The 20,985-nt window shown below is 72.1% G+C and carries 19 protein-coding genes; 2 read left to right on the forward strand and 17 right to left on the reverse strand.

The annotated features are described in order from the left end of the window. Positions 1-13: 13 nt before the first annotated feature. Complete coding sequence (locus tag RM788_RS21590; RefSeq protein WP_315933522.1) at positions 14-352, reverse strand: CU044_2847 family protein; 339 nt, start codon at positions 350-352, stop codon at positions 14-16. Positions 353-665: 313 nt separating this feature from the next. Continuing rightward, positions 666-1,478 carry an NmrA family NAD(P)-binding protein gene (locus tag RM788_RS21595; protein ID WP_315933523.1) on the reverse strand — a complete coding sequence of 271 codons (813 nt, stop codon included), beginning with the start codon at positions 1,476-1,478 and terminating at the stop codon, positions 666-668. 79 nt (positions 1,479-1,557) lie between these two features. Here RM788_RS21595 and RM788_RS21600 point away from each other — a divergent pair, with 79 nt between their 5' ends. Continuing rightward, on the forward strand, positions 1,558-1,962 hold the full coding sequence (locus RM788_RS21600) for a winged helix-turn-helix transcriptional regulator (protein WP_315933524.1): 405 nt from the start codon (positions 1,558-1,560) through the stop codon (positions 1,960-1,962). Here the strand turns inward: RM788_RS21600 and RM788_RS21605 are convergent. The 15 genes from RM788_RS21605 to RM788_RS21675 all read right to left on the reverse strand — a co-directional run bounded on the left by RM788_RS21605 (position 1,949) and on the right by RM788_RS21675 (position 18,779). Then, positions 1,949-2,071, reverse strand: coding sequence for a hypothetical protein (locus tag RM788_RS21605; protein ID WP_315933525.1), 123 nt, complete (start codon positions 2,069-2,071; stop codon positions 1,949-1,951). The genes RM788_RS21600 and RM788_RS21605 overlap by 14 nt on opposite strands. Then, positions 2,068-2,316 carry a hypothetical protein gene (locus tag RM788_RS21610; protein WP_315933526.1) on the reverse strand — a complete coding sequence of 83 codons (249 nt, stop codon included), beginning with the start codon at positions 2,314-2,316 and terminating at the stop codon, positions 2,068-2,070. The genes RM788_RS21605 and RM788_RS21610 overlap by 4 nt, the downstream gene beginning before the upstream one ends. A gap of 115 nt (positions 2,317-2,431) precedes the next feature. After that, positions 2,432-5,731: an error-prone DNA polymerase gene (locus RM788_RS21615; protein WP_315933527.1), complete on the reverse strand. Its 3,300-nt coding sequence runs from the start codon at positions 5,729-5,731 to the stop codon at positions 2,432-2,434. Further along, positions 5,731-5,889, reverse strand: a complete 159-nt coding sequence (locus RM788_RS21620) for a hypothetical protein (RefSeq protein WP_315933528.1) — start codon at positions 5,887-5,889, stop codon at positions 5,731-5,733. The genes RM788_RS21615 and RM788_RS21620 overlap by 1 nt, the downstream gene beginning before the upstream one ends. Further along, positions 5,889-7,454: a DNA polymerase Y family protein gene (locus RM788_RS21625; RefSeq protein ID WP_315934704.1), complete on the reverse strand. Its 1,566-nt coding sequence runs from the start codon at positions 7,452-7,454 to the stop codon at positions 5,889-5,891. Before RM788_RS21625 ends, RM788_RS21620 begins: the two co-directional genes overlap by 1 nt. Before the next feature lie 145 nt (positions 7,455-7,599). Then, a complete protein-coding gene (locus RM788_RS21630) occupies positions 7,600-8,286 on the reverse strand; it encodes a DnaE2-dependent mutagenesis accessory factor ImuA' (protein ID WP_399344321.1) in 687 nt (228 codons plus the stop codon). A gap of 233 nt (positions 8,287-8,519) precedes the next feature. After that, positions 8,520-10,103 carry a bifunctional phosphoribosylaminoimidazolecarboxamide formyltransferase/IMP cyclohydrolase gene (purH, locus tag RM788_RS21635; RefSeq protein WP_315933529.1) on the reverse strand — a complete coding sequence of 528 codons (1,584 nt, stop codon included), beginning with the start codon at positions 10,101-10,103 and terminating at the stop codon, positions 8,520-8,522. Next, a complete protein-coding gene (purN, locus tag RM788_RS21640) occupies positions 10,100-10,795 on the reverse strand; it encodes a phosphoribosylglycinamide formyltransferase (protein ID WP_315933530.1) in 696 nt (231 codons plus the stop codon). The genes purH and purN overlap by 4 nt, the downstream gene beginning before the upstream one ends. Before the next feature lie 32 nt (positions 10,796-10,827). After that, complete coding sequence (locus RM788_RS21645; RefSeq protein WP_315933531.1) at positions 10,828-12,408, reverse strand: cell division protein PerM; 1,581 nt, start codon at positions 12,406-12,408, stop codon at positions 10,828-10,830. Between the two features lie 110 nt (positions 12,409-12,518). Then, positions 12,519-13,217, reverse strand: coding sequence for a DUF5336 domain-containing protein (locus RM788_RS21650; protein ID WP_315933532.1), 699 nt, complete (start codon positions 13,215-13,217; stop codon positions 12,519-12,521). A 583-nt stretch (positions 13,218-13,800) separates the two neighbouring features. After that, positions 13,801-14,190 carry a hypothetical protein gene (locus tag RM788_RS21655; protein ID WP_315933533.1) on the reverse strand — a complete coding sequence of 130 codons (390 nt, stop codon included), beginning with the start codon at positions 14,188-14,190 and terminating at the stop codon, positions 13,801-13,803. Positions 14,191-14,291: 101 nt separating this feature from the next. Continuing rightward, the gene (gene sucD / locus RM788_RS21660) at positions 14,292-15,182 is read right to left on the reverse strand and encodes a succinate--CoA ligase subunit alpha (RefSeq protein WP_315933534.1); all 891 of its coding nucleotides are present in this window, start codon (positions 15,180-15,182) and stop codon (positions 14,292-14,294) included. 3 nt (positions 15,183-15,185) lie between these two features. Next, positions 15,186-16,355: an ADP-forming succinate--CoA ligase subunit beta gene (gene sucC / locus RM788_RS21665; protein ID WP_315933535.1), complete on the reverse strand. Its 1,170-nt coding sequence runs from the start codon at positions 16,353-16,355 to the stop codon at positions 15,186-15,188. Positions 16,356-16,613: 258 nt separating this feature from the next. Then, positions 16,614-17,015, reverse strand: coding sequence for a coenzyme B12-dependent isobutyryl CoA mutase small subunit (locus RM788_RS21670; protein WP_315933536.1), 402 nt, complete (start codon positions 17,013-17,015; stop codon positions 16,614-16,616). Positions 17,016-17,078: 63 nt separating this feature from the next. Next, entirely contained in the window at positions 17,079-18,779 is a 1,701-nt protein-coding gene (locus RM788_RS21675; RefSeq protein ID WP_315933537.1) for a hypothetical protein, read from the reverse strand. 1,055 nt (positions 18,780-19,834) lie between these two features. On the opposite strand from RM788_RS21675, the gene RM788_RS21680 reads away from it, so the two are divergent. After that, positions 19,835-20,749, forward strand: coding sequence for an alpha/beta fold hydrolase (locus RM788_RS21680; RefSeq protein ID WP_315933538.1), 915 nt, complete (start codon positions 19,835-19,837; stop codon positions 20,747-20,749). The last annotated feature ends 236 nt before the right edge of the window (positions 20,750-20,985 follow it).

Here is a 20,985-nt window from a genome sequence, read left to right on the forward strand (position 1 = left end):
TTTTCCCTCGCACTCAAACCCGCTCAACGGTCAACGTCACTTCGAACGTCGCCTCGGCCGACGCCTTGCTGAGGATCACCCCGGCCTCTGCCGCCAACGTGATGCCGAACGTCGCTTCGACGCTTGCCACCCGCCAACCCCGCGTGTCCTCGTCAGTCGTGTCCAGTGATGACCGGACGACGTCCACGGCGGCACGGATTCCTTGTTCGATCTCGTCCCTGCGTTCCGTCAACGGCGAACTCGTTCGGCGTCTGCTCGCGATCTGCCTGTTGCCGGAGGAGTCGAGTTCGACGGTTTCGACCCGGATGGTGTGCGATTCGGCGTTGTCCATGGCTTTGACATCGTTCACCACACCTCGATGTTAGCGGTCTTGTGGTGGAAGTTGACCTCGGGCGATCCGTTTCTGCTGACTGGGCGCATTATTGCGGAATAGGTGTCCGAAAATGCCTATCCGAAGATGACCTGGACGCGATATCCGGGATTTGAGCTGGTTTCCAGTTCAGACGAGGTCTGGTCCCGGCCGGGCAATGCCATTTGCCTCGTGATCACGGCATACCGGCGTCCCCCTCGCCTGAGACGGACGACGACGTCACCGGTTGTCGACGAGCGCGGCGAAGGTGACCTTGCCGCCGGTCTCGGTGGACCGTGACTCCGCGTCCGCAGACCTAGGTCCGCGCGGCGGCCGCGATCAGGTCCGACGCCGACCGCGGCGGCGCGTCCAGCAGCCCCGGCAGGTCCCCGGCCCGCACGTCCAACCTGCCCGCCGCCACGTTCGAGCACAGCGACACGGTGTGGGCGACCTGGAAAGGCGGTTGGGGCAGGTGCCAGAGGCTCCCCAACGGCACCGGGCGGTAGGTGATCGGGCGGCCGAGCGCGGTGGTCAGCAGGTCGGCGACGTCCTGCCCGCCGACCGCCGTGACACCTTCCAGCTCATATGTGCGCCCCACGTGGTCCGCGCTGGTGAGCGCGACCTTGGCCGCCACGTCGGCGAGGTCCTCGCGGGCCACGACGGCCAGCCTGCCCGCGCCCCACGGCACCTCGAACGCGCCGGACGCCGCGGCGGCCACCGCCAGCGAGGCCGGGATCTCGGCGTACAGGCCGTTGCGCAGCACGGTGACGTCGAACGGCGCGGCGGCCAGCCGGTCCTCGGTCCACCGGTGCGCCAGCGCGATGGCCAGGCCGTCGCCGGAGCCGACCAGGCTGGTGTAGACGACGTGCCGCACACCCGCTCCGGTGGCGGCGTCGACCACCGCGCCGTGCCGGGCGAGCACGACGTCGTCGTCGGCGTAGCCCGCCGAGACGAACACCAGCACGTCGACGCCGTCGAAAGCGGCGGCGAGCGTCCCGGGCCGGTCGAAGTCGACCAGCCGCGCGGTGTCGCCGACGGGTGAGCGGGAGCCCGCCACGACGTCGTGACCGGCGAGCCGGTCGAGGACGAGTCCGCCGAGCGCGCCGGAGGCACCGGTAACCAGGATCATCTGACACCCCTGCTGTGGTTCTCTTCCCGAACCAGGTCAGCGTGTCCGGCGCGGCCGGCGTCCGTAAGGAGGCATTCCCATGTCGGTGGCGCACACCGGGGTAACCCCCCAGGTCCACGGGGGTCCGTGCGGTGACGACGACTGCGGGATCCGGGACGTGCTCGACCGGATCGGCGACAAGTGGAGCGTGCTGGTGGTCGTCGAGCTGGCGAAGGGGGTGCGGCGGTTCCGCGAGCTGGAGCGCGCGATCCCCGGTATCTCGCAGCGGATGCTGACCGTGACCACGCGCGGGCTGTGCCGCGACGGGATGGTCGAGCGCACGGCGTACGCGACCATCCCGCCGCAGGTCGAGTACCGGCTCACCCCGATGGGCGAGAGCCTCGCGGGGGCCATCCGCCACCTCGCCGACTGGTCGCGGGAGCACCGGGACGCGATCGGCGGGGCTCGGGCGGAGTGGGACGGGCGGGACGTCACCCGCCCTTGACGACGGCGGTGCAGCTGACCTTCCCGTTGGCGGCGGTGGACTTGGCGATCTCGACGCCCTTGTCGACGATCCGGCACGTCGTGCCGTCCGCGACCCCGGTGGCCGTCACGATGACGGTGCCCGCTTTTCCCGCCGGGTCTGGGACCAGGGCAGCGCGAAGTCCTTGTCGGCCGTGACGGCGTCGACGTCGCCCGGCCAGGCGATGCCGATCCGTTCCGCGTTGCCCGTGCCGGTGACCTCGGCCCGCAGCTCGTAGTCGTTGCCGAACGCCCCGAACCCGCCGGTGGCGACCGCGGCGCCCGCCCCGCCCACCAGGACCAGACCCGCGACCAGCCCGACGATGACCTTGTTCATGTCTTCCGCCTTCCGTTCTTGGTGTTGGCGGAAACCTACGAGCGGGCCGACTCGTCGGACGTCGGTCCGGGGGATGAACACCGCGTCACCCCGCGGACTGACAACGCACGGGTGCTCAGCGGAAATCGCGCGACCGGGACGGGACGCGCAAGTCCAGGTGCTGCAAGCGGTCCGCGAGGACGCTGACCGCTCCCTCGGCGATCTCGACCGTGCCGCGGACGAGCAGGGCGGGGCTGGACCGGGCGATCCGGCGGTAGCGCGCCCACAGCCCGGTGCTGCAGACGACGTTGACCATGCCGGTCTCGTCCTCGATGTTGAGGAACGTGACACCGCCCGCCGTCGCGGGGCGCTGGCGGTGGGTGACCGCGCCGCCGACCAGGATCCGGCTTCCGGGGTGGACCCGCGCGAGGTCCGCGGTCGGCAGCGCGCCCAGCGCGGTGAGGCGGTCGCGGATGAACTGGGTGGGTAAGCTGTCCGGCGACAGGCCGGTGGCCCACACGTCCGCCACCGCCAGCTCCACCTCGTCCATGCCCGGCAACGTGGGCGCGGTCGTGCCGACCACCGTGCCGGGCAGGCGGTCCGGGCGCATACCGGCCACGGCGCCCGCGGCCCACAGCGCTTCGCGGCGGGCCACGCCGAAGCAGCCGAACGCGCCCGCGGTGGCCAGCGCCTCGACCTGCGGGGTGGTCAGCCGGAGGCGGGCGCCGAAGTCCTGGAGGTCGCGGAACGGGCCGCCGCGGTCGCGTTCGGCGACCAGGGCCTCGGCGACCGGCTTGCCGACGGTGCGCACGGCGGCCAGCCCGATGCGAACGGCCTGTTCCCCTTGGTGCGGCTCGAGGTTGGCGTGCGGGAGGCTCGCGTTCACGTCCGGACCGAACACCCGGACACCGTGCCTGCGGGCGTCGGCGACCAGCGACTGCGGCGAGTAGAACCCCATCGGCTGGGCGCGCAGCAGGGCGGCGCAGAACGCGGCCGGGTAGTACAGCTTGAACCAGGCGCTGACGAACACCAGGTGCGCGAAGCTCAGCGCGTGGCTCTCGGGGAAGCCGAAGTTGGCGAACGCCAACAGCTTCGCGTAGATCCGACCCGCCAGCTCCTCGTCGATGCCGTGGTTCGCGCAGCCCGCGTGGAACCGGTCGCGCAGGCGTTCCATCCGGTGCGTGGAGCGCTTGGCGCCCATGGCCCGGCGCAGCTCGTCCGCCTCGGCCGGGGTGAAGTCGGCGACGTCCACGGCGATCTGCATCAGCTGCTCCTGGAACAGCGGCACCCCGTAGGTGCGCTCCAGCGCGTTCGCCAGCCTCGGGTGGTCGTGCTCCCACTTCTCCACCCCGTTGCGGCGCCTGATGTACGGGTGCACCGAGCCGCCCTGGATCGGGCCGGGGCGGATCAGCGCCACCTCGACGACCAGGTCGTAGAACTCGCGCGGCTTGAGCCTCGGCAGGGTCGCCATCTGGGCGCGGCTCTCCACCTGGAAGACGCCGACGGAGTCCGCCCGCCGCAGCATCGCGTAGACCTCGTCGTCGGCCAGGTCGATCGTGCCCATGTCGACCTCGACGCCGTGGTGCTCGCCGACCAGGTCGATCGCGTGGTGCAGGGCGGAGAGCATGCCAAGGCCCAGCAGGTCGAACTTGACCAGGTTGATCGACGCGCAGTCGTCCTTGTCCCACTGGAGCACGGTGCGGCCCGCCATCCGGCCGCGTTCGACCGGGCACACCTCGCTGACCGGACGGTCGCAGATGACCATGCCGCCGGAGTGGATCCCCAGGTGGCGCGGGAAGTTCTCCAGCTGCGCGGCCAGTTCCAGCACCGGCGGCGGGATCCCGCTGTCCGCCGCGGTCTCGCGCAGCGGCCCCCAGCGGTCGATCTCCTTGCTCCACGCGTCCTGCTGGCCCGGCGAGTAGCCCAGCGCCCGCGCCATGTCGCGCACCGCGGACTTGGCCCGGTAGGTGATCACGTTCGCCACCTGCGCGGCGTGCCGCCTGCCGTACCTGGTGTAGACGTACTGGATGACCTCCTCGCGGCGGTCCGACTCGATGTCCAGGTCGATGTCCGGCGGCCCGTCGCGGGCGGGGGCGAGGAAGCGCTCGAACAGCAGCTCGAAGCGCACCGCGTCGACGTTGGTGATGCCGAGCGCGAAGCAGACCGCGGAGTTCGCCGCCGAACCCCGGCCCTGGCAGAGGATCCCGTTCTCGCGGCAGAACCGCACGATGTCGTGCACGACGAGGAAGTAACCGGGGAAGCCCAGTTCCTCGATGACCCGCAGCTCGTGCTCGACCTGCTGGAACGCCTTGGGGTTCTCGCCGATGGAGAAGTACCGCCTGGCCGCGCCGGCGCGGGTGAGCTCGCGCAGGTGGGTGATCTCGGTGTGGCCGGGCGGAACGTCGAACGGGGGCAACTCGGGCGCGACCAGCCGCAGGTCGAACGCGCACTGCAAACCCAACAACGCGGCCCGGTGCACGGCGCCGGGGTAGCGGGCGAACCGGCGCGCCATCTCCTCGCCTGACCTCATGCACGCGCCCGCGGCGGGCGGCAGCCACCCGGCCATCTCGTCGAGGCCGCGCCGGGCCCGCACGGCGGCCATCGCCGCGGCGAGCCGTCCGCGCGACTGGGACGCGTAGTGCACGGCGCCGGTGGCGACCGTGGGCAGGCCGAGGTCGGCCGCCATGCCCGCGAGGAGGTCGTTCCTGGTGCTGTCACCGGGAAACCCGTGGTCGGTCAGCTCCACGAACACGCGTTCCGCGCTGTACAGGTCGACCAGCTCCCGCAGCCGCGCGAACGCCGCCGCGGGCCCTTCCCGTTCCAGCGCGCGGCGCACCGCCCCCTTGCGGCAGCCGGTGAGCACGACGCAGTGCGCGCGGGTGTCCTCCACCACCTGCTCCAGGCGGTAGACCGGCCGCCCCTTCTCCGCGCCCTCGGCGAGCTGGCCGCTGGTGATCGTCCGGCACAGCCCGTAGTAGCCGTCCTCGCGGAGGGCGAGCAGCAGCAGGTGCTCGCCCTCCGGGTCCGGGATCCCGTTCTGCGGCGCGGAGAGCCCGAGGCTCAGCTCCGTGCCGAACACCGTGCGCACGCCGAGTTCCTTGGCCGCCTCGGCGAACCGCACCACGCCGTGCATGCCGTCGTGGTCGGTCAGCGCGACGGCGTCCAGCCCGAACTGGTGCGCCGCCTCCACCAGCTCCTCCGGGTGGCTCGCGCCGTCCAGGAAGCTGAAGTTGGAGTGCGCGTGCAGCTCCGCGTACGGCGTGCGGGTCTGCGTGGAGCCCAGTTCGTCGACGCGCAGCCCGAGTTCGGGCGGCGCCGCGTACCGGTCGCGGTGGCGCGTCCACGCCGGACTGTCACCGCCGTCGCCCTTGCGCGGCTTGCCGGACAGCGCGCGTTCGAGGTCCGACCAGCGGACCGGCGGGTTGTTCCAGCCCATCAGAACAGCTCGTCGGGCGCCCGCCTCGGCAGCGGGATCAACACCGGCGGCGGCGTCCACCCGAACCACGCCAGGTAGGCGGGCGCCTCCTGCTCCGGCCGGTCGATCTCGCCCATCTCGCGCAGCCAGTCCACGATCCCCTGGTAGTCGTCCGACATCAGTCGTACACCCCTTCCACCGCCCACCGGCCGCCCACGCGAACCAGCAGGAACGCTTGCTCCGCACCATCCCCGGCCACGGTCAGCACCTGCAGCCGTGCCACCCGGTGGGCCGCTCGCGCGTCCCACCAGCGCTCGTCGACGGGCCACGGTCCGGCCCACCCCCGAACCTCCCGCGCCCTGCCGCCGACCAGCACCCGCCGCGGCGGGGCGGTCAGCTCGTACCGACCGGTCACGCCGACGTCGGCACCGGCCTCGTCCAGCACCACGACCGGCGCCGGGTCCGCGGGCACCGTCGCCGGTGACGGCGCGGGCAGGCGCCCCGGCCACGGCTGCCCCGGATCGGCCGCGGGCGTCCGCTCGTCGCCCCAGGGCACGAACCCGACCCGGTCCGCGGGTCCGCGGCCGCCACCGAGGACCGGCGTCACGACCGCCTCCGGCCCCAGCAGCCCCTGGACGCGCACCAGCGCCCGCGCGGCCCGGTCGGCCACGTTCCCCAGGTTCTGTTCCAGCAGCCCCAGCTGCAACGCGGCGGCGCCGACGACCTCCTCCGGGTCCAGCCGCAGCACGCTGACGCCGGACGTGAGGCGCGTGGTCGTCAGCCACCCGTCGAGCTGCCACCGCACCCGGTCGGAGATCCCCTGCGGGGTGAGCGGCTCGGCGCACCGCCACACCCGCGACAGCTCCTCGCCGTTCCCGGTCGTCGCCCGGATCCCCAGCCGCGTGCAGGCGAACCCGCGCGCCACCAGCCCGGCGTGCAGCCGCTCGGCCAGCCCCTTCGCCACGAACGCGGCCGCGTCGACCCGGTCGACCGGCGGGTCCAGCACCTGCGTCACGGACAGCTCCACCGGCACCTTCCGCCGCCCGTGCGCCCGTTCCTCGGCGCCGCGCGCCAACCGGTGCGCGAGCACGGCCTGCCCGCCGAACCGCGACGCCACGTCCCGTTCCGGCACGGCCGCGAACGCCCCGAGCGTCCGCAACCCCAACCGCCGCAACAGGTCCACCAGCTCGGCCCGCCCGGCGAGGCGTTCGGCGGGCTGGTCGAGCTCCGCGATCCCCAGCGGCGCCAGGAAGTCCACGGCGCACCCCTCGGGCACGATCACCCCGCGGTGCGCGGCCAGCGTCGCCGCGAACAGCCCGCCCGCGATCCCGACCTGCGCCTCGACGCCCGCCACCGCGGCCACGTGGTCGACCAGCCGCTCGGCCGCGGCCTCGGCCCCGCCGAAGAAGCCGACCGGCCCCCTGGCGGGCAGCGCCACCAGTCCCGGCCGCACCACCTCGATCCCCGGCGCCAGCTCCTCGACGGCCGCGGCGACGGGTTCGAACAGCCGCGCGTCCCGTTCCGGATCGTCCTCGAACAGCACCAGCTCCGGACAACGCCCCTGCGCGGCCCGCTTCCGCTGCCCTCGGCGCACCCCTTCGGCGCGCGCGGTGGCCGAGCAGTGCGCGACCTCGTTGCCCACCACCACCGCCGCGGGCACGTCGACGGCCAGCCCGGCGGCGGCCACCGCCGCCACCACGGGCCAGTCCTGGCACCACACCGTCAACGTCCGCACGCCACCCACCCCGCCGGGCCACCGCGCCAGTCCACTCGTGCACACGAACCCCACACGCGGACAACCAGCGCCCGGCCCGGAATCTGCCCGGATGGGATGGCGACATCGCGCCAGTCGCCCGACGTATCCGGCGCCGTGCCCGTCACTCCGCGGTTCACCCCGCCACCACCGAGACCGGCCGCCCGGAAGGACGACCCCCTCCGACGCCTCCGCCCGCGGCGGGCAGCAGCACCGCGCCCCGGCGTGGCCGGGAAGCCGCGCCGCGACCGCTCGCGTGCACCACGACCTCGCGCTCGACCAGCACCCCGTGCCCGTCGCCGAGCCCGGACCACCGCCCTTCCCCTGCCCGCAGCTCCACATCCGCCCCCGGCCACTCGCCGAAGGGCAGCAGCACCGCCTTGCGGGACCGGGCGCGGGCCGACAGCCGCCGGGCGACGTGCGGGGACACCGGAACCCCGACGGAGACCAGGTCGATGCCGTCCAGCAGCGCGGCGACCGTGCGCTCGACCACCGCCGGATCGCTGCCCGGCCGCGGCACCAGGGCCAGCCGGTGGACGGCCACCCCGAGTTCGGCGGCCGCGAGGACCCCGAGGTGCGGCACGCCGACGACGGCCGCCCAGCACCCCTCGGCGGTCGCGGTGGAGAGCAGGGCGAGGAGCAACGACGTCGATCCCCGGACCGACACCGTGCTGCCGCGCCTCAAACCGCCCCACGGGAGCAGGTCCGCCAGTTCCCCGCGAACCGGCAGGACCTGCCCCGTGATACCACCGGCCAGGGTCGTCAGCCCGCCGGTCGCGTCTACCCCGAGCGCGACCGACATCGCCGTTGCCGACCTGGACACCCAGCCTCCTCCCACCGTCCGTGCGCACCCCTGAACACGGACCGCCGTGGGAAGTTCGGCGGTTCGCCACTCGAACAGGTGTTCGAATGACGAGGTGATCCTAACGCGTCCGCCCAGCCCGGTGTCAATGGGCGAGGACCGACCGGGTGATCACTTCTCGGCCCGGAATCCCCGAGAGGGCACGAAAAAGGGCGGGACCACCGGTCATCCGGTGGCCCCGCCCTCGGGAAGGACTAGTGCGCGAAGTGCCGCGTGCCCGTGAGGTACACCGTCACGCCCGCGGCCTCGGCGGCCGCGATGACCTCGGCGTCGCGGACCGAGCCGCCGGGCTGCACGACCGCGCGCACACCGGCGTCGAGCAGCACCTGGAGGCCGTCCGGGAACGGGAAGAACGCGTCGGAGGCCGCCATCGCGCCCTTGACCCGTTCACCCGCGCGGGTCACCGCGAGCTGCGCGGCGTCGACCCGGTTGACCTGCCCCATGCCGACGCCGACCGTGGCGCCGTCCTTGGCCAGCAGGATCGCGTTCGACTTGACCGCGCGGCAGGAGCGCCACGCGAACGCGAGGTCGGCCAGGCCCTCCTCGTCCAGCGGCGTGCCGCAGGCGAGCGTCCACTTGGCCGGGTCGTCGCCCTCGGCGTCGACGGCGTCCCTGCCCTGGAGCAGCAGGCCACCGGACACCGGCCGCAGCTCCACGCCCTGCCGCACCGGCGGCTCGGCGATCAGGAGGCGGACGTTCTTCTTGCGCGCCAGCACGTCCACCGCGCCGTCGGCGTACGACGGGGCGATCACGACCTCGGTGAAGATCTCCGCGACCTGCTCGGCCATGTCCACGGTGACCTCGCGGTTGGCCGCGATGATCCCGCCGAACGCGCTCGTCGGGTCGCACGCGTGCGCCTTGCGGTGCGCCTCGGCGATGGCCGCGGCGCCCTCCAGGGTGGACACCGCGATGCCGCACGGGTTGGCGTGCTTGATGATCGCGACGCAGGGCAGCTCGTGGTCCCAGGCTGCGCGCCACGCGGCGTCGCCGTCGAGGTAGTTGTTGTACGACATCTCCTTGCCGTGCAACTGCTTCGCCGTCGCGAGCCCGGTGCGGCCGTCGCCCTGCGTGTACAGCGCGGCCTTCTGGTGCGGGTTCTCGCCGTAGCGCAGCACGTTCGAGCGGTCCCAGGTCGCGCCGACCCAGCCGGGGAACCCGGTGCCCTCGTCGTCCGAGGTGAGCGCGGCGCCCATCCAGGAGGCGACGGCGACGTCGTAGGAAGCGGTGTGGCGGAAGGCGTTCAGCGCCAGCAGCTGCCGGTCGGCCAGGGTGAACCCGCCCGCGGCGACCTGCTCCAGCACCCACTCGTAACGGGTCGGGTCGACGACGACGGCCACGCTGGCGTGGTTCTTCGCCGACGCGCGGACCATCGCGGGCCCGCCGATGTCGATCTGCTCCACGCACTCGTCGACCGAGGCGCCGGACGCGACGGTCGAGGCGAACGGGTACAGGTTCACCACGAGCAGGTCGAACGCCTTGATGCCCAGCTCGTCGAGCTGCGCCACGTGCTCGGGCCGCCGCGTGTCGGCGAGCAGGCCCGCGTGCACGCCGGGGTGCAGCGTCTTGACGCGGCCGTCCAGGCTTTCCGGGAACCCGGTCACCTGCTCGACCGGCACGACCGGGATCCCCGCGTCGGCCAGCGCCTTCGCGGTGCCGCCGGTCGAGACGATCTCGACTCCGGCCGCGTGCAGGCCGGCGGCCAGTTCCAGCAGCCCCGACTTGTCGGACACCCCGATCAGGGCCCGGCGGACCGGTCGCCTCTCGGCAGGAGTGGTCACGGAATGCTCACCTTTCGTCCGTTCACGGTGCAGCCCTCGCGGGCCAGGCGGGCGACCACGTCGACGAGCAGTCGCCGCTCCACCACCTTGATGCGCTCGTGCAGGCTGTCGGCGTCGTCGCCGGGTTCGACCACGACCGCCTCCTGGGCCAGGATCGGCCCGGTGTCCACGCCCGCGTCGACCAGGTGCACGGTCGCGCCGGTGACGTGGACGCCGTAGTCCACCGCGTCGCGCACGGGGTGCGCGCCGGGGAAGGCGGGGAGCAGTGCGGGGTGGGTGTTCAGCATCCGGCCGCCGAAGCGGGCCAGGAAACCGTCACCGATGATCTTCATGAACCCGGCGGAGACCACCAGGTCCGGTTCGTGCTCGGCGACCGCCTTGGTCAGCGCGACGTCCCACGCCGCGCGGTCGGCGTGGTCGCGCAGCTTCACCACGAACCCCGGCACGCCCGCGCGCTCGGCACGGGCGAGGCCCTCGATGCCGTCGCGGTCGGCGCCGACCGCGACCACTTCGATCGGGTAGTCCGGGCCCTCGGCGGCGTCCAGCAGCGCCTGGAGGAGGGTGCCGGAGCCCGAGACGAGCACGACCACCCTCGCGGGGACGGGCAGCGTGAGGATGCTGGGTTCTGCGGCGTTCAGCGTGGTCTCCTGGCGGGCCGGTGCGGGAACGTCAGCCGGGCGTGGACCAGCCATCACCGCAGCTCAAGCACCAGCCTAGGCGTTGCCTAGTCGGCCTTGCCCTTCAGGTCCGGTTCCGGGGACCCGTCGTCCTCGGGCACCCCGCCGACCCCGCCCGCGAGCTCGGCCTCCAACCGCGCCTCGGCCTCCGCGTCGAGGTCGTCATCAGCGACGTCCTCGTCGAGGCCGTCGGCCGGGTCGTCGGCCGGGTCGTCTCCAGTCAGGTCGTCGGCGTCGTCGGCGGGATCGTCGGCGGGATCGTCGAGGAGGTCGTCGTACTCGTCCTCCTCGAACTCCTCCGCCAGCTCGTCCTCGAGCGCCAGCTCCTCGTCGACGTCCTCGTAGTCCTCTTCGTACTCGTCGTCGACGTCGTCCTCGTACTCCACGTCGTCGTACCCGGCCTCCACGTCCTCCTCGGCCGGGATCCGCTCGATCGCGGGGGCCTCGGCGGCGGGCACGCGCTTCGGGCGGGCACCGGCGAACCAGGCGACGAACGACCCCGGCACCACGATCCAGCCCAGCACGAGCACGACGAGCAGGCCCGCGGGCACCGTGACCGGGTTGAACACGCCCGCGCCCAGCGCGCCGCCCGCCGTCGCGGCGAGCACCAGCGCCACGACCGCGACCGTCACCGCGGCGACGAGCACCGCGCGCAGCCGGGTCGACGGGCGGTCGGAGATCTTGCGGCAGTACCAGCCCACCAGCCCGCCTAGCAGCAGCGGCAGCAGGAGCAGCGCGGGCAGGAACGCCATCTGCTTCTCGGGCAGCGCGGCCAGCAGCGGCACGGCGGGGACCGGGCCGCCGGAGAAGCGCGTCGGCGTCATCGACACGTCGCCGATCGAGAAGCCCGCGCCCACGACGTAGGACATGGCGCCGATCACCGCGTTCGGCAGGTAGCCCAGGCACAGCAGCCACATGCCGAGGCCGACGCCGAACGTCGGGCTCGCGCCGGCGAACAGGCCGCTCGTCGTCGACCAGGAGAACACCAGGCCCAGCGCCACCAGCAGCGCGCCCACACCGGCCAGCACGAACAGCGCCAGCAGCCCCGCCCGCATCCCGCGGCGCGCCACCGGGTCGATCCGGTCGATCAGCACCTCGACCAGCCCGCACCGCTGCGCGACCCCGATCGTGGCCGCCACCCCGGACACCGCCGCGCAGCCGAAGAACGCCACGGCGGGCGTCGCGCGCACCGGACCGTTCCCCATCAGCAACGCGATCGTCCCGCCCGTGATGGCGTGCGCGCCCGCGATGCAGAACACCACGCCACGCGCCTGGAGCGGTTCGTACAGCCCGAGCCGATCCGCCGCACCGGCCGCCGCGCGGCCCGCCAGCAGCATCAGCAGCGCCGTGGGCAGCAGCGGCAGCACACCCAGTTGGGCGGAGCCCTCGAACCGCAGCGGCACGTGGTGCGCCACCAGCCAGCCGGGGGCGGCCGCGGTCAGGACACCGGTCGTGGAGAACGCGGCGTGCGTGGCCGTCGCGGCGATCAGGGCCAGCAGGGCGGCGACGGCGGCGTACCCGATCACCACGGAACCCGCGGCGGTCATCACCAGGACCCGCGCTCGTTCCGAACGGGAGAACTCGGGGGGCCGCACGTCGGTTCCGCCGTGCGTGGAGGGTTGCAGCACCGGCACCTCCCCACTGTGTCAGTCGACGCCGGCCTCCGTCGTGCGGCACGCCGCACACGGCCGGAGGGGCGGCACCGGATACCGGTGCCGCCCCTCCGTCGAACGCTTGCTCAGCTCTGCTGCGGCGGACCGCCGAAGCCGCCGGGCGGCGTGTTCGGCGGCGCCTGCTGCCCACCGAACTGGCCGGGCTGCGACAGGTACGTCGTCGGACCGGGGCCCTGCGCGCCGGGCTGCTGCGGCTGGACCGGCGCGCCGAAACCGCCGGTCGGGGGCTGCTGCTGGGCCTGCTGCGGCTGCTGGCCGTACTGCTGTTGCTGCTGCGGGTGCTGCTGGCCCTGGGGCGGGAAACCACCGGTCGGCGGGTTCCAGCCACCCGGCTGGCCGTACGGGTTCGCTGGCTTCGGCTCCAGCTTCAGGATGCCCACCTCGGCCAGCAGTGCCGCGATGACCGCCGCGGTCTGCAGCAGCGACACGATGAACAGCACGATCTGCATGCCCTGGACGGAACCGGAACCCTTGATCATCCCCTGGAGGATCGCCAACGTCGGCACGACGGTCAGCGGCGCCGCCGCCCACAGCAGCCGAGGCGCCTTCGGCAGCACCGACAGCCCCGCGAGCACACCGGCGGCGTACATGAACTCGATGACACCCGAGAACGCCACGTCGTCCGCGAAAGCGAGCAGGAATGCGATCAAAGCCAGGCCGGCCGCGACGAGCGGGAGCAAGAAGCCCAGGTTGAGGCCCATCGCCGGCTGCGCCGGACCGGGAGCACCCGGTTGTTGCTGAGGGGCGCCGTACGGGACGGACATGGTGAGGTTCCTCCTCCACCGAGGGACTACGAGCGGCAGCAAAACGCTAGCCGATCCGCCCACTCGGACGATTACCGGATCGAGTTGGTTCCCCCACTCGGGGATGCCAGTACATCACGGAACGCAACCGCCCACGCGCCGCCGTGACGAGGGGGTCGGGGGATCGGAGTTGTCCACAGGCGGGTCGGTTGTCCACAGGCCGCGGCATCGCCACCGATTTCGCCCCCACCGCCGGTAGACTGGCCAAGGGGCCGTCCCCCTGAGGAGTGGCGGGGGATGTCCGGGGTACGCGCGCGTGTAGTTCCGCGTTCGCGTCGGTCGTGGTGCGTTGTGCGGTGCTGGTGGCTGGGTCCTGGTTGGTGTGCGCGGGGCCGGTGGTCACGCGGCTGGTCGCGGGTCGGCGATCTCGCGGTTTGGTGATCGTGCAATTCGGTGGCCACGCAGCTCGGTGATCGCGCGTGGAGTTGGCGGCGGGGCTGATCACCAGCTCGTGCACGCGGGTCCTGTGGTCGCAGCGCCTCGACAGGTCGCCGCGGGAGTTGGCGGTCGGGCAGGCCTGACCGACAACCAGCCGCGAACTCCGCTACGGCCTGCCGCTCACGTGCGTCCGGGGCGGTGTGTTCCACGGTGTCGTCGACGACCGCCAAGCGCCGAGCCCCGGTCGTGTCGAGCCGCGGCGGCGGCGTGGCATGCAGCTCCGCTGGATCGGCAGCGCCGGCCGGACGGCGGGTGGGCGGACCACGACGTGAACGGGGTCGGGAGGCCGTGCGGCGGTGGGCTGCCGTCGGCGCCACACCAGTTGCAGCGCGAACAGCCCGCCGAGGCCCAGGCCGAGGCCGACGCGCAGGCCGAGGCCGGTGATGCCCGCCCACCAGACCACGATCGCCACACCCGCGGTCAGCAGGACGACACCCGCGACCCGCTTCGGCGGCGCGGGTCGGCGCGGGGGCGGCGGTGGAGGTTTTGCGGCCATGGAACGGACATCGCATTCCACGTCGGAAACGCATCACCAAGTGACGCGAAAGGCCGGACCCCGGTGGTGGCGGGTCCGGCCTCAGGCGTGTCGGAACGGGATCAGCCGATCGACTGCATGATCTCCCGCATCAGGGCGGCGGTCTCGGACGGCGTCTTGCCGACCTTGACACCGGCGGCCTCGAGGGCCTCCTTCTTCGCCTGGGCGGTGCCCGCGGAGCCGGAGACGATGGCGCCGGCGTGGCCCATGGTCTTGCCCTCGGGGGCGGTGAAGCCCGCCACGTAGCCCACGACGGGCTTGGTGACGTTGTCCTTGATGAAGGCCGCGGCGCGCTCTTCGGCGTCGCCGCCGATCTCGCCGATCATCACGATGGCGACGGTGTCCGGGTCGGCCTCGAAGGCCTCCAGGGCGTCGATGTGCGTGGTGCCGATGATCGGGTCGCCGCCGATGCCGATGGCGGTGGAGAAGCCGAAGTCGCGCAGCTCGTACATCATCTGGTAGGTCAGGGTGCCCGACTTGGACACCAGGCCGACCTTGCCCGCGCCGGAGATGTTCGCGGGGATGATGCCCGCGTTCGACAGGCCGGGGCTGATGAGGCCGGGGCAGTTCGGGCCGATGATGCGGGTCTTGTTGCCGGTCGCGACGGCGTGCGCCCAGAACTTCGCGGTGTCGTGCACCGGGATGCCCTCGGTGATCACGACGGCGAGGCCGATGCCCGAGTCGATCGCCTCGATGACGGCGTCCTTGGCGAACTTCGGCGGGACGAAGATCACCGTGACGTTGGCGCCGGTGGCCTCGATGGCCTCGGCCACGGTCGCGAAGACCGGGAGCACGGTGCCGTCGAAGTCGACCTTCTCGCCAGCCTTGCGCGGGTTCACGCCACCGACGATGTTCGTGCCGGACGCCAGCATGCGCTTGGTGTGCTTGGTGCCCTCACCGCCGGTCATGCCCTGGACGATGACCTTGCTGTCCTTGGTGATGAAGATGGCCATCGGTCAGACCCCCGCTGCTGCGAGCTCGGCGGCCTTGTCGGCCGCGTTGTCCATGGTGTCGACGACGGTGACGAGCGGGTGGTTGCGCTCGGCGAGGATCCGCCGGCCTTCCTCCACGTTGTTGCCGTCGAGGCGGACGACGAGCGGCTTGGTCGCCGCGTCGCCGATGATCTCCAGCGCCTGCACGATGCCGTTCGCGACCGCGTCGCAGGCGGTGATGCCGCCGAAGACGTTCACGAAGACGCTGCGCACGTCCGGGTCGTTCAGGATGATGTCGAGACCGTTCGACATGACCTCGGCGGACGCGCCGCCGCCGATGTCGAGGAAGTTCGCGGGCTTGACGCCCTTGTGCTTCTCACCGGCGTACGCGACGACGTCCAGAGTGGACATCACGAGGCCCGCGCCGTTGCCGATGATGCCGACCTGGCCGTCGAGCTTCACGTAGTTGAGGCCCTTGGCCTTGGCCTTCGCCTCGAGCGGGTCCTCGGTCTTCTCGTCGACCAGCGCGGCGTGCTCCGGGTGCCGGAACGCGGCGTTCTCGTCGATGGTGACCTTGCCGTCGAGGGCAACGATCTTGCCTTCGGGGTCGCGCACGAGCGGGTTGACCTCGACCAGCGTGGCGTCCTCGGAGACGAAGGTCTCCCAGAGCTTCACGATGACGTCGGCGACCTGGTCGGCGACCTCGGCCGGGAACTTCGCGGCCGCGACGATCTCCTGGGCCTTCGCCAGGTCGACGCCCTTGATGGCGTCGATGGCGATCTTGGCCAGCGCGTCGGGGTTGGTGGCCGCGACCTCTTCGATCTCCACGCCGCCCTCGACCGAGGCCATGGCGAGGAAGGTGCGGTTGGAGCGGTCGAGCAGGAAGGAGAAGTAGTACTCCTCCGCGATGTCCGAGGCGGTCGTCACCAGCACGCGGTGGACGATGTGCCCCTTGATGTCGAGACCGAGGATGGCCTCGGCCTTTGCCTCGGCCTCGGCGGGGGTCTCGGCGAGCTTCACGCCACCGGCCTTGCCGCGGCCGCCCGTCTTGACCTGGGCCTTCACCACGACGGTCGTGCCGTACTTCTCGGCGAGCGCCTTGGCTTCGGCAGGGGTGCTGGCCACATCGCCCGGAAGTACCGGAACGTTGTGGGCGGCGAAGAGATCCTTCGCCTGGTACTCGTACAGGTCCACTCGGGTCTCCTGCGACGTCGGTGTCGGACACCGCGTCCTTGGGGGGTTGGTCCTCAAAGGTCCGGCGCTCCAGGTGGAACCCAGGGCACGGTCTTCACGCGCTCACACGCACCAGGTACCACCTGGAACGCCGGCGGAGCAGTAGGAGGACCGGCTGGACGCGGCTGCGCAAGACATTATCGACCTGCCAGGACCGTCCGCACGCCGTACCCGGTGAGGTCCGTCATAACGGCGGTGAGGTCGATCACGACAACGTCGTCAGACCGGCTGCGCGACGTGCGCGCGGACCCAGTCGACGATCTCCGTCGTGGTCGCGCCGGGGGTGAAGATCTTGGCCACGCCCATCTCGGTGAGCGCGGGCATGTCCTCCTCGGGCACGATCCCGCCGCCGAACACCACGACGTCCTCGGCGCCCTTCTCCTTGAGCAGCTCGATGACCCGCGCGAACAGGGTCATGTGCGCGCCGGAGAGAACGGACAGGCCGACCGCGTCGGCGTCCTCCTGGAGAGCGGTCTGCACCACCTGTTCGGGTGTCTGGTGGAGTCCGGTGTAGACGACCTCCATGCCCGCGTCGCGCAGCGCGCGCGCCACGACCTTGGCACCCCGGTCGTGGCCGTCGAGCCCCGGTTTGGCAACGACCACGCGGATCCGACCGCTCATCGGTGTCTCCTGTTCCCGTTCTCGGCGCAGGGATCGCCTGCGACCGCAGACTAGGCCGGCGGGTCAGCGTCGGGAAGCCGACACCGCGGCACCGACGAGCAGAGCCAGCGCGCCGGCCGCCGCCAGCCACAGGCCGGGCCCCGGCGTCGCGCCCGCGACGCGCGCCGACGTGAGCGGGTACTCGACCGCGCGGACCGCCGTCACGAGCGCTGCGCCGAGCAGCAGCCCACCCGCCTGCGACGGCCGGGCGCGCAGGGCCAGACCGGCCGCCGCCACGACCGCGACCAGGCCCGCGAGCAGACCCCAGGAACCGACCTTGAAGTCCAGCAGGCCCACGGCGTGGAAGTCCGGCCCCCGCAGCACCGGCAGGGCGAACCCGCCGAGCGCCAGCAGGCCTCCGATCAGCACGAACGCCACGACGGGCAGCGGCGCCTGCGCCTTGGTGGGCTCGACGTCCTCGCGTTCCAGCGCGCCCGCCAGTGCCGCGGTGATCGCGGCGGCGATGGCCAGGACGACGGACAGGACCGTGAACCACACGCCGTTGCCGGGCTTGATCGATCCGACCTGGGTCGCGGCGTACACCGAGTCCAGCGCGGCACCCGCCGCCAGCGGGAGCGCGGCCAGCGCGACCGTGAAAGCCGGGCGGACCGCGCCCGCGTTCGCGACCAGGACCGCGGACAGCACGGCGACGATGATCAACGCGGGCCAGAGCAGCCGCTCGCCGTAGCCGACGGGCAGCGCGAGGCCGTCCGGGACCACCAGTTGCGGAACGAGCACGCCACCCAGTGCCGACGCGGCCGCGAGCAGACCCAGCACGCCCGCGGTGACGTGCAGGCGGCGCAGGCCGGGGAGTTCGACGGCGTGCGGCTCGGTGTCGTCCGGCGCGCTCTCCCGTCCCAGGACCTGTGCGAGTACCGCGTGAGCGGCTGCGGCCAGCAGGAGGAGGACGGAGCCGATGGACACGCCCAGCCGGTCGGCGAACAGGCCCGCCGCGAACGGGGGCAGGGCGATGGCCGCCAGGGCCGCGGCGATGGCCAGCAGGCCGCCGCGGCGGTTCTCCGCGACGGGGTTGCTGGCGGCCAGGACACCCGCGATCGGGGCGGCGATGGCGAGGAGGAGGCCGCCGATCATGGCCAGCGCCGGGGCGTCGAACGGGCCGCCGGTGGGGACGAGGGGGTCGGAGGAGGTGATCGGGGCCATGAACAGGCCGATCGCGGCGATGGCGCCGGCGGTGACGACCAGGCCCAGGAAGCGGCGGGTGCTGGTTGGGTCGGTGTCGCCGGGGTCGGTGGTGGCGGCGTCGGTGGCGGTGGCGGTGGCGGCTAGCAGGCCTGCTGCGAGGGTCAGGACGTGGGCCGCTACCAGCAGCCAGAGGCCGGTGCCGGGGGTGAGCGGGGTGAGGTTCGCGGGGCGGAACAGTTCCGGGCGGGTGGTGTAGGTGGTGTCGGCGAGGATCTGCAGGTCGATGAGGAGTCGGCCTGGGGTGAAGATCGCCGTCACGGCTAGGACGCTGGCGGCTACGGCTGGTTGGTTGCGGGCCAGGCATGCGGCTGCGAGGGCTGCGGGTAGCAGTGCCAGGACCAGGAGTAGAGGCCAGGAGGTGTACGCGGGGGCGGTGTTGCCTGCCACTACGCCCACGATGGGGGCGGTGGCGGCGAGGAGGGCGCCAGCGGCGGCCAGGCCGAAGGCCGCTCGGAGCCGGACGGGGGCCGAGGACGCCGGTTCGGCGGGGGCCACGGCGGAGTCACGGGCGGTTCGCGTCACCGGCTCAACGCTAACAAGTCCCTCGGTTGGGGGTTTGGTGGTGGTGGGTTGGGGTGGGGGTTGGGGTGAATGGGCTGGTGGGGGTTTGGGAGGGTGTGTCGCTTTGTGTCGGGTTGGGTTTAGGGAACATGCCTGCACCCCGGTCGCCGAGTGTCTCTAGGCTTGACGCATCTTGTCAAGACGATAAATCCATCTTGACAAGCCACGTCAACCCCAGAGCGGGCTTCGGATCGGGGGCAGGGGTAGGTCTGGCTACGCCAGCATCAGGCTTCGCCTGACCAGGCATCCGACGCTCCGCGACGGACAGGGCACCTCGCTTCGCGTCGGTCGGGCATCCGAGCTGCGCCGGACAGGGCATCCGGGCTTCGCCTCGGACACGGCATCCGACACTCCGCGACGGACCAGACATCAGGCTCCGCCTGACCAAGCATCCGACGCTCCGCGCCGGATAGGGCACCTCGCTTCGCGTCGGTCGGGCATCCGAGCTGCGTCGGACAGGGCATCCGGGGCTCCGCGCCAGATAAGACATCGGACTCCGTCCAACCAAGCATCCGACGCTCCGCGCCGAACAAACATCCGCGCCGCGCCGGACGAGGCATCAGGCTTCGCCTGACTAAGCATCCGACGCTCCGCGCCTGACCAGGCATCCGGGCTTCGCGCCGAACCAAGAAGCGGCTCCGGGCTTGGATGGCAGGCTGAAACGTGCTGCTTTGCCGGGCCGAGGGCCCGCACCCCGCACCCCGCACCCCGCACCCCGCACCCCGCACCCCGCACCCCGCACCCCGCACCCCGCACCCCGCACCCCGCACCCCGCACCCCGCACCCCGCACCCCGCACCCCGCACCCCGCACCCCGCACCCCGCACCGACGACGGTGACCCAAGCAGCCAGGGGTGTCGAGGTGGGTGGTGGTTGGGTGGGTGTGTTCATTCGGGAATACGCGAAGTTGCCTCTCGTTTGTTGTTGGTCGAATGACTTACCTTCACCCGTATGGGGAATGGCGGGTTGCGGCGGCTGACGGACGTGCTGTTGCGGCGTGCGGACTCCGGAGTGCGGGTGGCGAAGGATGTTTCGGGGCAGGCCGTTGATGTGTTGCGGACTGTGGTTACCGCAGGTGGGGTGCGTGGGGTCGCGGTGGAGGCGGCCTGGTTGGCGGCGCATGCGGTGTTGTACCCGTGGGGTGCGGTGGCGCAGCAGTTGAGGCCCAAAGAGCAGTTTCGGCATTACCGGACTGATCTTCTGCCGCCCCGGCAGCGGGGGCTGGTGGTTTCGGCGATGGACGCGGCGGGTACTCCGATCGTGCTTGTTCATGGAATCGGGGACAACCGGTCCGCTTTCGCAGTGCTGTCGGGGGCGCTGCGGAGGCGCGGGTTCGGGGTTGTGCACGCGGTGAACTACAGCGTGCTGACCGCGTTGACCGGCGATGTTCGACGTTCGGCCGCGTTGCTCGGGGAGCACATCGAGCGGATCTGCGAGCAGACCGGGGCGGACCGGGTGCACGTGGTCGGGCATTCGTTGGGCGGGTTGATCGCGCGTTATTACGTGCAGCGCCTACACGGGGACGCGCGGGTGCGCACGTTGGTGACGCTTGGCACGCCGCATGGCGGCACGCTGACGGCGTACCTCCTGCCGACACCGCTGACCCGCCAACTGCGGCCGGGATCCGATCTGCTGGTCGAGTTGGCCGAGGTCGGTAGGCCGTGCCGGACGCGGTTCGTGGTGGTGTGGAGCGCGATCGACCAGGTCATCGTGCCGCAGCGCAACGCGCGGCTGTCACATCCAGGGTTGCTCGTCGAAGAGCACGAAATACGTGATTCGGGCCACTTGTCCCTTCCGGTCGATACGCGCACTTTGCATGCGGTCGTCACGGCGATCACTCGATCGGATGACAGCACGTCGCACCACGTCACGCCTGGACGTGAGGGGGTTTCCGGTCCCGGTATGACGGAGCGTCACAGCGCACGTCCATAGCCCTCCTGCGAACCGCTATTCGGTAGACATCGAGTTCGGGGATTGCCCCTAGGTGTCAACCCCGTTATGTTCCCGGAGTCCGTTGTCACGGTCTGGTCACACGCAAGGACGCAGAGTCGGAACCCCGACCGGCTCTTCCGGGATCCCCCGCCCGGTGTCCGACCGGACTCCCCGGAACACGGAAGGCCCGGCTTTGTCCCATCACCGCTCCCCCGGCGGCCAAGCAGGTAGCACTG

Source organism: Umezawaea sp. Da 62-37 (assembly GCF_032460545.1).
Classification (GTDB): domain Bacteria; phylum Actinomycetota; class Actinomycetes; order Mycobacteriales; family Pseudonocardiaceae; genus Umezawaea.

What these genes read in the sequence shown, in the direction of transcription:
- RM788_RS21595 (WP_315933523.1), bottom strand. Translation starts at nt 1,478, where the DNA reads ATGATCCTGGTTACCGGTGCCTCCGGCGCGCTCGGCGGACTCGTCCTC.
- RM788_RS21600 (WP_315933524.1), top strand. Translation starts at nt 1,558, where the DNA reads ATGTCGGTGGCGCACACCGGGGTAACCCCCCAGGTCCACGGGGGTCCG.
- RM788_RS21610 (WP_315933526.1), bottom strand. Translation starts at nt 2,316, where the DNA reads ATGAACAAGGTCATCGTCGGGCTGGTCGCGGGTCTGGTCCTGGTGGGC.
- RM788_RS21615 (WP_315933527.1), bottom strand. Translation starts at nt 5,731, where the DNA reads ATGGGCTGGAACAACCCGCCGGTCCGCTGGTCGGACCTCGAACGCGCG.
- RM788_RS21620 (WP_315933528.1), bottom strand. Translation starts at nt 5,889, where the DNA reads ATGTCGGACGACTACCAGGGGATCGTGGACTGGCTGCGCGAGATGGGC.
- purN (WP_315933530.1), bottom strand. Translation starts at nt 10,795, where the DNA reads ATGGCTGGTCCACGCCCGGCTGACGTTCCCGCACCGGCCCGCCAGGAG.
- RM788_RS21650 (WP_315933532.1), bottom strand. Translation starts at nt 13,217, where the DNA reads ATGTCCGTCCCGTACGGCGCCCCTCAGCAACAACCGGGTGCTCCCGGT.
- RM788_RS21655 (WP_315933533.1), bottom strand. Translation starts at nt 14,190, where the DNA reads ATGGCCGCAAAACCTCCACCGCCGCCCCCGCGCCGACCCGCGCCGCCG.
- sucD (WP_315933534.1), bottom strand. Translation starts at nt 15,182, where the DNA reads ATGGCCATCTTCATCACCAAGGACAGCAAGGTCATCGTCCAGGGCATG.
- RM788_RS21670 (WP_315933536.1), bottom strand. Translation starts at nt 17,015, where the DNA reads ATGAGCGGTCGGATCCGCGTGGTCGTTGCCAAACCGGGGCTCGACGGC.